Source organism: Vibrio sp. 10N.286.49.E11 (assembly GCF_041469505.1).
Classification (GTDB): Bacteria; Pseudomonadota; Gammaproteobacteria; order Enterobacterales; family Vibrionaceae; genus Vibrio; species Vibrio crassostreae_C.
Map to the genome: position 1 here is coordinate 22,380 of NZ_JBFRKQ010000039.1, position 12,538 is coordinate 34,917.

10 protein-coding genes and 1 pseudogene are annotated in these 12,538 nt (G+C 44.4%); 8 read left to right on the plus strand and 3 right to left on the minus strand.

The annotated features are described in order from the left end of the window. Positions 1 to 55: 55 nt before the first annotated feature. Positions 56 to 1,327, plus strand: a complete 1,272-nt coding sequence (gene yjeH / locus AB4167_RS08685; RefSeq protein WP_017066490.1) for an L-methionine/branched-chain amino acid transporter — start codon at positions 56 to 58, stop codon at positions 1,325 to 1,327. 46 nt (positions 1,328 to 1,373) lie between these two features. Here the strand turns inward: yjeH and AB4167_RS08690 are convergent, their stop codons facing one another. Further along, positions 1,374 to 2,831, minus strand: coding sequence for a PLP-dependent aminotransferase family protein (locus AB4167_RS08690; protein ID WP_372136406.1), 1,458 nt, complete (start codon positions 2,829 to 2,831; stop codon positions 1,374 to 1,376). A 90-nt stretch (positions 2,832 to 2,921) separates the two neighbouring features. Between AB4167_RS08690 and AB4167_RS08695 the strand changes: the two genes are divergently transcribed. Beyond that, a complete protein-coding gene (locus tag AB4167_RS08695) occupies positions 2,922 to 3,581 on the plus strand; it encodes a pyridoxamine 5'-phosphate oxidase family protein (RefSeq protein WP_136982712.1) in 660 nt (219 codons plus the stop codon). An 82-nt stretch (positions 3,582 to 3,663) separates the two neighbouring features. After that, positions 3,664 to 4,608 (plus strand): urea transporter, encoded by a 945-nt coding sequence (locus tag AB4167_RS08700; protein ID WP_372123021.1) that lies wholly within the window; start codon positions 3,664 to 3,666, stop codon positions 4,606 to 4,608. Between the two features lie 10 nt (positions 4,609 to 4,618). Here the strand turns inward: AB4167_RS08700 and AB4167_RS08705 are convergent. After that, positions 4,619 to 5,449 (minus strand): annotated as a pseudogene (locus AB4167_RS08705) (helix-turn-helix domain-containing protein); the annotation flags it as partial. Here AB4167_RS08705 and AB4167_RS08710 point away from each other — a divergent pair. The 5 genes from AB4167_RS08710 (at position 5,448) to AB4167_RS08730 (ending at position 11,753) form a co-directional block, all read left to right on the plus strand. After that, a complete protein-coding gene (locus tag AB4167_RS08710) occupies positions 5,448 to 6,500 on the plus strand; it encodes an HlyD family secretion protein (protein WP_136982713.1) in 1,053 nt (350 codons plus the stop codon). The pseudogene AB4167_RS08705 and the gene AB4167_RS08710 overlap by 2 nt on opposite strands. A 680-nt stretch (positions 6,501 to 7,180) precedes the next feature. Further along, complete coding sequence (gene codB, locus AB4167_RS08715; protein WP_032546874.1) at positions 7,181 to 8,419, plus strand: cytosine permease; 1,239 nt, start codon at positions 7,181 to 7,183, stop codon at positions 8,417 to 8,419. A 9-nt stretch (positions 8,420 to 8,428) separates the two neighbouring features. After that, on the plus strand, positions 8,429 to 9,706 hold the full coding sequence (locus tag AB4167_RS08720; protein WP_136982714.1) for a cytosine deaminase: 1,278 nt from the start codon (positions 8,429 to 8,431) through the stop codon (positions 9,704 to 9,706). A 358-nt stretch (positions 9,707 to 10,064) separates the two neighbouring features. Next, on the plus strand, positions 10,065 to 10,277 hold the full coding sequence (locus AB4167_RS08725) for a cold-shock protein (protein ID WP_004740083.1): 213 nt from the start codon (positions 10,065 to 10,067) through the stop codon (positions 10,275 to 10,277). Positions 10,278 to 10,736: 459 nt separating this feature from the next. Continuing rightward, on the plus strand, positions 10,737 to 11,753 hold the full coding sequence (locus AB4167_RS08730) for a GGDEF domain-containing protein (RefSeq protein ID WP_017060611.1): 1,017 nt from the start codon (positions 10,737 to 10,739) through the stop codon (positions 11,751 to 11,753). Positions 11,754 to 11,880: 127 nt separating this feature from the next. On the opposite strand, the gene AB4167_RS08735 is transcribed toward AB4167_RS08730, so the two are convergent. Next, the gene (locus tag AB4167_RS08735; protein WP_017060610.1) at positions 11,881 to 12,477 is read right to left on the minus strand and encodes a malate synthase; all 597 of its coding nucleotides are present in this window, start codon (positions 12,475 to 12,477) and stop codon (positions 11,881 to 11,883) included. Positions 12,478 to 12,538 lie beyond the last annotated feature (61 nt).

Here is a 12,538-nt window from a genome sequence, read left to right on the forward strand (position 1 = left end):
ACCAGAAGAAAGTTACTGGAAGACCGTGACCAGAATCAAATAGCTAGGAGAGCGAATGACACAACTCAAACAAGAAATCACGCTTATTTCAGGAATCGGACAACTCTCAACGACCTTGCTAGGCACTGGATTATTTATGATCCCTGCGATCGCAGCAGGCATTGCAGGACAGTTGTCTCTTCTCGCTTGGTTAATCCTGTTTATCGCTATTTGCCCGATTGCACTGACCTTCGCATCATTAGGAAAACGCTACCCGAATGCAGGTGGTACTGCCTATTTTGTGCGCCAGGCGTTTAGCGAGCGATTAGAAACAAGCGTGGCGTGGTTGTTTGTGAGTGTTATTCCTGTCGGTATTCCAGCGGCCATTGCACTGGCTGGTGGTTTTGCTCAACAATTGTTACCCGCACCTCTCGATACACCACTTGGTGCTCAATCCTTTACCGTCGCCCTGCTTATTGCCGTCAATTTGATGGGCAGTAAATCTTCTGGCCGACTGCAAACCGTGATCGCATTGTCGATTTTTGCCTTAGTCAGCGCTTTTGTTTGGAAAGCCGACATCACGGCAACCGATGTTGCTCTTCCTGCCATCTCATCCAATTCAATGTGGTCTATCGGCGCTGCTTTAGCTGTCATGTTTTGGTGCTTTGTCGGAATAGAAGCTTTTGCTCACATGGGAGAGGAATTCAAAAATCCACAACGTGACTTCCCAATCGCCATCATTGCAGGCTGTTTTGTTGCGGGGCTAGTGTACTGGGCTTGTTCAGTAGTGATTCTTAAGCTGGGTGCTTTCGGTTCATCTGAATTCGATGCCGCATCCATCCCTTGGGTAACAGAACAACTGTTTGGTAATGGCTTCAAAACCGTCATCAGCGTGCTGGGGTTCTTTGCTTGCTTTGCCAGCCTAAACCTTTACACACAAAGCCTGTCTCGGATGATCTGGGCTCAGGCCCGCCAACACAGCCCTGCAAGTCGAATGGCTCAACTGAACAGCCGCGGCGTACCGCTCTACCCAACGTTAGCAATTGGCTTTGTCGTGCTTATTTCGTGTGTGATTGGTGAGCTGTCTAATTTAGACCTTGAGTTCTTTCTCAAGCTCGCCAACGGTATTTTTGTTCTGGTTTATCTGCTCGCAATGTTAGCCGCTTGCCGATTACTAACAGGCGCATCTAGATACACTGCCATGCTTTCATTGGTCATCTGTACCTTGGTGTTTATCTGTTTAAGTTGGTCGATGCTCTATGCTGTGACTGTTTTTGTGACATTGTCACTCCCTTGGCGGAAGTGGCTAGGTAAAGGTAAACCCACCGTCTCTATCGACAAGTTGTAACTCGATTCGTGATGAATCAGAAAATGGTAAACAAGCCCTACCAATATTACTGATAAAAAAGCCGAGCGATCTGTTTGATCTTCGGCTTTATGTCAGTCAATCGGATATTTCCAAACCCCAACACCACCCCACTCCAATCACGAGCATCACTTGATCCATATTCATAAAAATCAAACGGACGAATGATGATATTTTCAAGCTCAGCTCTATGACTCCATTCAGTCTCAGATATACCTTGATACCACTTCACGGTCACATGTAGCCCTGCTGCCTGACTGATCACTTCAAGATCACCGTTAAACTCGCTTTCAATCGCTTCTATCATGGCTTCATACTTGAGTTTGTATGACCGACGCATCTTTCTAATATGACGCAGCAAGTCGCCTTCTCGAACAAAATCCGCCAAAGCTTCCTGTGTGTGGGACGCCGTGTCTCCAGTAAGCGCGTCTTTGATCTCAAGACACTTCGCCACCAGACTTTCTGGTACCACTAAGTACCCTAATCGAAGGCCATTGAACATAACCTTACTCAGAGAGCCGACATAGATGATGCGATCATCGAACCCCAACTTTCCCGCCAACCCTTGCATGCAGGTATAAGGGCGATGAGCAAACTGGAACTCACTGTCATAGTCATCTTCAATGATCCATGACTGATGTTGATTGGCCCAATCGATCAGTTTAAGGCGTTGCTCAGTATTTAAAGTCGTGCCCATTGGGTATTGGTTACTCGGTGTGACATACAGAGCCTTAGCATTACTGGCCAACACTTTCTCAATATCCAACCCCACCTTTTCACGCACACTTACACCTTCTAACTCTAGTCTCAACAGATCGATAATTTTATGTACTTGTCGATAACCGGGTTCCTCCACGAGGATTTTGTCGCCCATCGCTAACGTTGCCATTAATCCGATTGAGATGGCTTGCTGCGCACCTGCGGTGATGATGACTCTGTCGGCATTACAATGAACGGAACGACTGCTTGCAAGATACCCACTCAACGCTTCCCTCAAGGCTGAGCTTCCCTGAACCTCTTGATTGCCCGCAATGTTCTGACGTGTAGAGTGACGTTGCAGCAACCTCTGCCATTTCGCAAAAGGGAACGCATCTAAGTCAGGAACTCCTGGGGCAAAGCTGCGGTTAATGTCGTTAGGTGTCGCTATGTTTGTACTCGGTTTACTGACTGTTTGTTTGACCTTCAGATCCTGAACACTGTTTGGCTTAGACAAACTTAGAAAGTGTTCTGGTTGTTCAACCGAGACATAAAACCCTGAGCCTTGCTTACTCTCGATATAGCCTTCAGTAACCAGTTGTTCGTACGCATAAATCACCGTATTTCGACTCACCGATAACTCGACAGCCAACTTACGTGTTGAAGGTAACTTACTGCCCTTGCTCCATAAATCTTGAACGATCTTCTCTCTTATCGCGTGGAACAAGGCGGTTTGACGCGTGCCGTGTTGTTCGTCTAACTGTAGATCACCGACATCGATAGGCTGCATAACTGGATCCAAATAGTGTTTAAAAGTGGCTCTATTTAATAGACCAGTTAATCGCTACATTAATCAAAAGGCAATGATTAAGGAGCGATTATGTTATCTAACACGAAAAGAACCACGATTAAAAAAGGGGCTCACAAAGCCGTATTTGAACAAGAGAAACTGCACCAAATTATTGATGAGAGCTTAATCGCACACATTGCATTGCAGGGCGAACAAGGACCAATGGTCATCCCGATGCTCGCGTGGCGAGTGGGTGATATAGTCTACATTCATGGAGCTAAAAACAGTCGCCTACTAAAAGGACTAAAAAAGGGAGAACCAACCTGTTTAACGTTCACCTTGTTCGATGGTTGGGTGCTGGCTCGTTCGGCATTTCATCATAGTGCGCATTATCGTTCTGCTGTGGTATTGGGGTCATTTTCAGTCATCGATGACAATCAAGAAAAGGATCGCTTGTTGAATATCTTTATTGAGCAAATCGCACCGGGCAGAACCGATGAAGTGAGGCTCAGTAATGAAAAAGAACTCACTGCGACCGAGTTGTTGGCGATACCTTTAACAGAAGCTTCCGTGAAGATTAGTAAACATGGAGTGAATGATGATAAAGCCGATATGGACATTCCAGTTTGGGCTGGCGTATTACCCTATAGAACTGTTGTTGGGCCGTTAGAAACCGTTCCAGAACAAGAAGGCATCATTGAAACACCAGATTACCAACAAGCTTATGGTGAACGCTGGTATCAGAATTAACACTCGAAGATGGTGAACTTGATAAAATTGTATACAATCTGAATTACAAAAATTTAACATGACTCAATAATGTAATCAGACGATGAAAACGAACAAGGATATTCTGCCGTTTCAAGGCTTGCTCAATGGCATTGGGCAAGTCTATTTCACACCGTCTATCATGACGTCGACTTTGCTGTTGCTTGCCATTTCTATTGAGTCACTGGCGCTGGCTTTTCTTACCTTACTTGGCGCCAGTTGCAGCTATGCATTAGCTTTCTATGGCTATATGTACACCAACACCAACACCAACACCAACACCAACACCAACAAGTCAGTTGACGACATTGATAGTGGAATGTACGCGCTAAATGGCGCTTTGATTGGTTTATTTATCGGTAACTTTTTTGGTGTGACACCATTATTGGCTTTAGTGACTGCGTTAGGTGCATTACTCACGGTGCCGATTGCCCACATCGTATTCAGTTTTGAGAAATATCGCGGTTACACTAGCGCCTTTATCCTCACCACTTGGCTGATTTATATTATCCAATCAACCTTTGAGCTGTCAGCGTTTTCTGCACCTGATTCCGCACTGATGCCACTCATCAGTATTGAGGCTAACTCGTGGTTCAACCTGCCGACAGTGGTGATCCCGTTGTTAAAAGGGATAAGCCAAGTCAGCTTCATCGAAAATGCGTTGTCGGGGCTCGTTATCTTAGTCGCCATCGCACTCAACAATATCAAGCATGCCATTTGGGTTATGCTCGCAGTAATAATTAGCACCGTATTTAGCGGGTTGATTGGCGCTTCTAACGAACTGGTAGCCCAAGGTCTTTACGGGTACAACGCCATTCTTGCCACTTTAGCACTTGTGCCCTATCCGCGAATCCGTTGGCCGTTAATCCTATTAGGCATGCTGTTAAGCTGTCTCATCACACTTGGTTTTCATGAACTGTCACTGTTACCACTCACCGCCCCTTTCATTTTGAGTACTTGGGGGATGGTTTACTTGTCCAGCCTGATCCATAAACGAACCATAAGTTAGCTCTGAATAGTTACAGGCCAGTTTTTAGGCGCTCAACATATTGCTTGGGTGTCAAACCTCGATGTTTCTTAAACATCCGATTAAAGCTCGCGACATTGGTATAGCCGAGCCTCATCGCGACTTTATCTATTGGCACTGAATACATCAACAACTCCACCGCCACATTACTTAACGCATAGCCCATAATGGTAGAAAAGTTGATGCCTAAGTTATGCAATCGACGTTGAAATTGCTGTTCAGATAACCCAAGCAAACTCGACACTTTATGCAGTGTTGGCAGGCCGAAATGGCGACTGTAATTGATCATCTCATAGGTCACCTTATGCTCATCCGCGGCATCAGGCATGTTGAGGTAATTATCTAAGTCATGAAAGTTCATTGCCAAGCTCATCTTGCCGCTAGAAGGGGCTTGATTGCTCGATAACCTCGACTGGCTTGGTATCCAGATTTCAGTTCGTGGCTGGCCCCACTGAATATTGCACCCAAAATACTCTTGATAGAGTTGAGTGTTCTCGCGATAACCTGCGATAGAGACGGCTGCGGGAGTAAAGTCGTCTCCCAAGTAACGCCTTAATATCTTCATCATAAAGATGGCAACTCGAATTGAGTCATGAACTTTACCCACCTCAGTATAAGCAGGATTGTCGTAGCACCATTTGATGAAATTACCGACTTGAGCGCCATATAGAAAAGCCCCGGACTGCAAACAGTGCAACCCGATGTTAACTCGGCGTATAGACGACGCCAGATCGTGCCCCGAGAAAAACCAGTTAGAGAGAGGACCTAGCCTTTCAATATCCACTCTATCAGCCAGCTTCAAGATAATATCGGGAGGCTCAGTGGTTCAGTCTCCACATATTCAGCTGCGTCCCGATTCAACTAATGTGTCGGGAAAAACTTCCAAAGTCCACATCGACCCAAACCAGGATGTGACTGAAGGACAGCTAATTTACGAAATTGATGACACTAAATATGTCATCGCAAGAGACAAAGCCAGCGTTCAACTTGAGTCTGCAGAGGTCGCTTTAGACACAGCTCGTCAAGAAGTGAGCATTGCAAAAGTCAGCTATCAATCGGCGCTTGAAGACATCAAAGCTTCAGTCGCACAAATAGATTCGGCTAAAACAGACTTAGTACTGCAGTCAAAGACGCTTGATCGTTACCAGAAGCAAAACAAAGTGGTAGAACATACGATCACTGAAACTGACATCGACCAACAAACAGCAAAGGTAGACTTAGCGACGTATAACGTTACGACATTGGAATCTCAGCTTAGCAAGAAAGAAGTCGATGCCGAGAATGCGAAGTTGAACATCAACAAAGCTGAAACCAATGTGAGCAAGAAGCAAACTGAGGTCGATTCAGCAAAGGCAACACTGGCACAAGCACAATGGGACTTGAACAGCACCAAAGTCACGGCACCGACTGACGGCTTTGTAACGAACTTTATTCTTCGTGAAGGTCAGCGTGTTTCAATGATGCCTCGTATCCAGATGTATACCGAAGAGAAGTACGTGCTGATGCGAGTTAACCACCAAGCGATTCGTAATATTAAGGTCGGACAACCTGCGGAATTTGCGACAGCGGTATACCCAGGAAAAGTGTTCTCTGCAACCGTAGAAGGCATTGTAGAAGCCACTGGTGAAGCGCAAGCAAGTTTGCTGGGTATCGATGAGCAGGTTCGTGTTACCACAGGCAAAAACCTTCAGAACAAGCACCACTTTGTTCGTTTAAAAATTGATGAGGCAGAGGGTTACGATATTCCTGTTGGCTCTGTCGGATTAGCGTGGGTAAGCGGTGAGAAGCCTATCAGCTTTATGGCGTTCCTAGACGTAATACGCGGGATCATCATTAGAATGAAGTCTCAACTGTACTTCTTCTACTCCATCTAATACTTCCTATTGGTGAAACAATACCCAAGCCCGTGCGCTCTTAGATCGCACGGGCTTTTTGTTTATTTCACCATTCGTCGCCAGAAAGAACACAAACCCGAAAAACGAATAAACACTCTAAAGTTGCAAATCGCAATTGCATTTTGCAATTGGGTATTCAAAAACGCAAATTAAACGCTCAAATACGCACCAGATTGCTATAAAACTGCCGTTTTACGTGGTTTTAAAAGTTGGCACACTAACTGCAATGTATATATTGACCCTTCTTAAGCCGAGGGTCACCTAGCCAACTGACGTTGTTAGTGAACCTATTCTTGTTCACAAAATATATAGGCCAATTGCGATTATTGCGATTGGCTATTTTTTTGCCTGCAGTTTGGCCAACCGCCCTCTTTTTCGATACAGACACCCATTCAGACGTATAATAATAAGCATTCATAGCCAACCAAGAACAGCAGATAACCAACGCATTATAGAAAACGTTTTCTATTTGTTTTTTTTTAAATAAAGACAGAAAATAACCCTATGTTTTACAAGATAATTACTGCAATAACTGGTTTTTATGGGCAATTATTGACAAAATTAGCATTGACTATGTGATTTATATCACCACAATGCGCAAGTTTGCCTGCAATACGGCGACCGTTAATTTTAATTTTGATCATTTGCGGAGGTAAAAAATGGCTGCTGATAATAACTACAGTCTAGGGCCGGTTCCTACATCGGCTAGGAAAGGAGTCGCTTCACTCACCATGGTAATGCTTGGACTCACTTTCTTCTCTGCAAGTATGTGGACAGGTGGTTCACTCGGGACAGGTCTTTCATTCAACGATTTCTTCCTCGCCGTTCTCATCGGTAACCTAATCCTCGGTATTTACACTTCTTTTCTTGGCTACATCGGCTCATCTACTGGCCTCTCTACCCACCTCCTTGCTCGTTTCTCTTTCGGTACTAAAGGCTCATGGCTTCCTTCTGCTTTACTTGGTGGTACACAAGTCGGTTGGTTTGGTGTGGGTGTTGCGATGTTTGCTATTCCAGTACAAAAAGCAACGGGCATTGATACCAACACCTTGATTATCGTATCTGGCTTATTGATGACGGGTACAGTGTACTTCGGCATTAAAGCGCTAATGGTGCTTTCAGCGATTGCAGTGCCTGCGATTGCGATTCTGGGTGGTTACTCAGTACTGACTGCGGTAGACAGTGTTGGTGGACTAGAGCAACTGCAACTTATTAAACCAGAGACGCCAATGGACTTTTCAATGGCTCTTGCAATGGTTGTAGGTTCGTTCGTAAGTGCGGGTACGTTAACGGCCGATTTCGTTCGCTTCGGTAAAAAGCCAGCAAGCGCAGTATTAATTACTATGGTTGCGTTCTTCATCGGTAACTCGCTGATGTTTATCTTCGGCGCAGCAGGAGCAGCAGCAACCGGTCAGGCTGATATTTCAGATGTGATGATCGCGCAAGGTCTGCTGCTTCCAGCCATCATCGTGCTTGGCTTGAATATCTGGACAACCAATGAAAATGCACTTTATGCATCCGGTTTGGGTTTATCTAACATCACTGGTCGCTCAAGTACTACAATGTCAATCATTAACGGCATTATCGGTACGATTTTCGCACTTTGGTTATACAACAACTTCGTTGGTTGGTTAACCTTCCTTTCGCTGGCGATTCCACCAATTGGTGGCGTAATCATCGCCGACTTCTTCGCGAACCGTAAACGTTACAAAGATTTTGCAAATGCAGAGTTCCAAACCGTTAACTGGGCTGGCATTATCGCGGTAGCAACAGGCGTAGCCGCTGGTCACTTCCTACCTGGCGTTGTTCCTTTGAACGCAGTGTTAGGTGGTGCAATCAGTTACCTCGTGCTTAATCCTCTATTGAACAAAAAAGCTCTGAAATCTCAGGCCGCTTAAGGACACACTATGACAACCTTATTAATCAAGAACGCGAAACTTCAAGACCAAGAAGGCTTGAAACAGATTCTCATTGAAAATGGTCAATTTTCTCGCATTCTCGATAATGGCGCGCAAATCAATCATCAAGGCGACATCCTTGATGCTGAAGGTGGCATTGCAGTTACTCCTTTCTGTGAACCGCACATCCACCTAGATACTACTCAAACTGCTGGTGAGCCTAACTGGAACATCTCTGGCACTTTGTTTGAAGGTATTGAGCGTTGGGCTGAGCGCAAAGAACTGCTATCAATCGAAGACGTAAAGTCTCGTGCCAAGCAAACACTGAAATGGCAGATAGCTAACGGTGTTCAACACGTTCGTACACACGTTGATGTGTCTGACCCAACACTCGTTGCGTTAAGAGCGATGGTTGAAGTTCGTGAAGAGATGAAAGAGTGGGTCGACATCCAGATCGTTGCATTCCCTCAAGAAGGTATTCTTTCATACCCTAACGGCAAAGAGTTGCTTGAAGAAGCAGTGAAGATCGGCGCTGACGTTATCGGTGCTATCCCTCACTTCGAATTCACTCGTGAATACGGGGTTGAATCTTTGCATTATGTGTTCGAGCTTGCACGCAAGTACGACTGTCTGATCGACGTTCACTGTGATGAAATCGACGACGAACAGTCTCGCTTTGTGGAAACATTAGCAGCTCTTGCTCATAAGTTTGAAATGGGCGAGAAAGTAACCGCTAGCCACACGACTGCAATGGGCTCTTACAACGGTGCTTACGCATCTCGCCTATTCCGTCTATTGAAGATGTCTGGTATCAACTTCGTGGCAAACCCGTTAGTGAACATTCACTTACAGGGCCGTTTCGACGATTACCCGAAACGCCGCGGTGTAACGCGCGTTAAAGAGATGCTAGCAGCAAACATCAACGTTTGTTTTGGCCACGATGATGTGTTTGACCCATGGTACCCACTGGGCACAGCGAACATGCTTCAAGTTCTGCACATGGGACTGCATGTGACACAGGTTATGGGCTACGATCAAATCAACAACTCACTTGATTTGATCAGCAAGAACTCTGCTCGCACATTGAACATACAAGACAACTTCGGCATCGAAGAAGGTAAGCCAGGTAGCTTACTGATTCTTCCTGCTGACAATGGCTTTGATGCAGTGCGCCGCCAAGTACCAGTGCAGTACTCAATACGACACGGTAAGGTGATTGCAGAGACTCAACCAGCGAAAACAAAAATAAATTTAGATCAAACTGAAGATATCAACTTTAAGCGTTAATATCGTCTATACTAATGATCAAAAGGAAGCTGAGATGCTTCCTTTTGTTGTGTTGGACGAAGCGACAAAACTATCACTAAATCAGTGTAAATCTTGTACATTCGCACGGTATGACAAAAAAAGCACAAATTTCTTAAGCAATGCGTGTACATCTCAAAAGACTGTGTTAACATGCTCTCGCTCTGTTAGCCGGAGTTATTTAAGTTAGATGAATAGTAAAAAATTGACATGTAAAATCGTTACCCGTTTTTGTAAGTAGTTTTTCCTTATTTCTTAGCAATATTAAATAATTCAATTATCAGCGCATTGCATTAAATGCAATCAACAACTTAGAAAATTTATGAATAAGGGACAAATTATGTCTAACACAAATACTGGCACTGTAAAATGGTTTAACGAAGAGAAAGGTTTCGGTTTCATTTCTCAAGACAACGGCGGCGCTGACGTATTCGTACACTTCCGTGCAATCGTTTCTGAAGGCTTCAAAACTCTGAAAGAAGGCCAAAAGGTTTCTTTCGAAGTTGAAAATGGTCAAAAAGGCCTACAAGCAGCAAACGTTGTTGCTCAATAATTAGCTCTTATAGCTAAAAAGAATTTTAAAGCGCTGATTTTTATCGGCGCTTTTTTATGCCTGCTTATAAACATTTCCCCTCTCGATACAGGCTTTCCCCCGTAAACTCTGAACAAATGCAAATCACCAGCCAAGCCTCCCAATCTAACCACTCTCAGTTAAAGCTCGACGCCCAAATAACTTCACTTTTTGTATGCACTTCCAGAGACAACAACACTCATTTCTCAGCAATCTTTTGATACTAACTCACGCTACGCCGAAAGTTTGATAAGCCCAAATATGGTTAAAGAACAATCCATTAGATTGTACTTATGAATACGCAATCGATATTCATAATAAAAATGAGTTATTTATCCAACCCTCATCCACTAATCATATAATTTTTAAAGCAAAGACCTTCGAAATCCGCTAACCTTGTTCGCAAGTGGCTTAGTTGTTTTGGTATCTGCAGTAAAAATAATGAACAAAGACGAATTTCAGAAATCCACCGCAAATCTAAAAAAAGCGGTGCCTCTTATGATGAAGAACAGGGTGTCAACGACACCTGCAAATTACGCACTTTGGTACACCTATGTCGATAACGCTATTCCCCAGCTGACTCAAGACATGGATGGTGTTTTAGAACACTACGGTATTTGTCCTCCTGCCGTTGGTGAGCAGCTATACAACAATTATGTTGCCAGCAAATCCGAAACCAATATCAATGACCTTCGCGCTAATTTGGAACTGTTAGTTTCTGAAGTTTCCAATTCAATGAATGACACCCTGACCGACACCTCCGCTTTTTCTGACATGATCGATAAAAGCTTCGAGGACTTGGCTCGTGTTGATAATGAAAGCCTATCTATTGATGAAGTCATGTCCTTAGTTCGACAGCTGGTGTCTGAATCCCGTCATATTCGTCACTCTACTCAGTTTTTAAACTCTCAGCTAAACTCTGCAACCTCAGAGATCACCAAGCTAAAAACCCAGTTAGTAGAAGTTCAGAAAGATGCGCTTTTCGATAGTACAACCACACTCTATAACCGTCGCTCTTTCGACCGTGACATAGAAACCCTGTGTGAAGCACAACAATCTTTGTGTCTGATTCTTCTCGATATCGACCACTTTAAAAATTTCAACGACACCTATGGCCACTTGTTTGGCGATATGGTGCTTAAAGCGATCGCTCGCAAGCTGAAGTTAAGTTGCCGTGAAGGTATTTCTGCCTATCGATTTGGTGGTGAAGAGTTCGCGCTGATTGTGCCTAACAAGTCTTTGCGTATTGCTCGTCAACTCGCTGATACCAATCGTCGCTCTCTAGAAAAGCTGTCGATTAAAGATCGCCGCAGTGGTCAACAAGTCGGCAGTATCACTGCATCGTTTGGTGTCGCTGAACTTGAACCCGGCGAATCAGCTCAATCGCTGATTGAACGTGCTGATAAGCTACTTTATGAAGCGAAATCACTTGGCCGTAACCGAGTCATGCCTTTGTAAAACACACCAACAATGCTCTTATCGACATATTAGTCGGCTCGTATTGAGACTAGAAAGCCCCAAAGACATTATCTTCGGGGCTTTTTCTTTAGTTGTATAAATTACTTTAGCTAACTAGGATTCACCGTTAGATCTGGAAGCAATAATTCAAGCAGTAGTCTTCACCACTCTTTGCTCTGAACTCTTTATCTTCACTGCATGCCTTTGGTTTACCCTTTGCGTCACCTTGAATCAAACTGATCCAGTGGCGCATCGCTGCAATGGTCTCTTCACGCATTGTGGTTGTTGCTTCCATTGGTGATTGGCCAAACGTGGTGCATGATTCCAACTGAATATCATCAATTTCTACTAGCTCAATACAACCTGTCCCTTTGTGGCAACCAAACATCACCTCTAGGTGGCTGCCACTGCCATCTCGAAACAAGATAGAGTCTGGGTCGTTCTTCTCACCCATGTACGCTACAAACTGCTTAGGGTGCTTCAGACCGCTGTGCTGACCGTCTTTAAAGTAAGCCATAATATGGCGGTAATCGACTACGTAGCTGGTTACGTCTTGATGTGAGCCATTCTCTAGTGGGAATAGTCGATCAAGCAGCTGCTTTGCTTTCACTTGCTTTTCAGTTTGCTGATTAGCATTGATTGTCTCCACGGCAAAGACAGCTTCAGCGATAAATGGCTTTGATTGTTTTTGGATTTCTGTTTTATCGAATGTAAGCATATTCATAGTCTTTCCCTCTTGACCAGTCCGGTGATAACCACCGATTTCTACAGCAAAAATGTGTCCT

What these genes read in the sequence shown, in the direction of transcription:
- codB (WP_032546874.1), top strand. Translation starts at nt 7,181, where the DNA reads ATGGCTGCTGATAATAACTACAGTCTAGGGCCGGTTCCTACATCGGCT.
- AB4167_RS08700 (WP_372123021.1), top strand. Translation starts at nt 3,664, where the DNA reads ATGAAAACGAACAAGGATATTCTGCCGTTTCAAGGCTTGCTCAATGGC.
- yjeH (WP_017066490.1), top strand. Translation starts at nt 56, where the DNA reads ATGACACAACTCAAACAAGAAATCACGCTTATTTCAGGAATCGGACAA.
- AB4167_RS08735 (WP_017060610.1), bottom strand. Translation starts at nt 12,477, where the DNA reads ATGAATATGCTTACATTCGATAAAACAGAAATCCAAAAACAATCAAAG.
- AB4167_RS08725 (WP_004740083.1), top strand. Translation starts at nt 10,065, where the DNA reads ATGTCTAACACAAATACTGGCACTGTAAAATGGTTTAACGAAGAGAAA.
- AB4167_RS08730 (WP_017060611.1), top strand. Translation starts at nt 10,737, where the DNA reads ATGAACAAAGACGAATTTCAGAAATCCACCGCAAATCTAAAAAAAGCG.
- AB4167_RS08690 (WP_372136406.1), bottom strand. Translation starts at nt 2,831, where the DNA reads ATGCAGCCTATCGATGTCGGTGATCTACAGTTAGACGAACAACACGGC.
- AB4167_RS08720 (WP_136982714.1), top strand. Translation starts at nt 8,429, where the DNA reads ATGACAACCTTATTAATCAAGAACGCGAAACTTCAAGACCAAGAAGGC.
- AB4167_RS08695 (WP_136982712.1), top strand. Translation starts at nt 2,922, where the DNA reads ATGTTATCTAACACGAAAAGAACCACGATTAAAAAAGGGGCTCACAAA.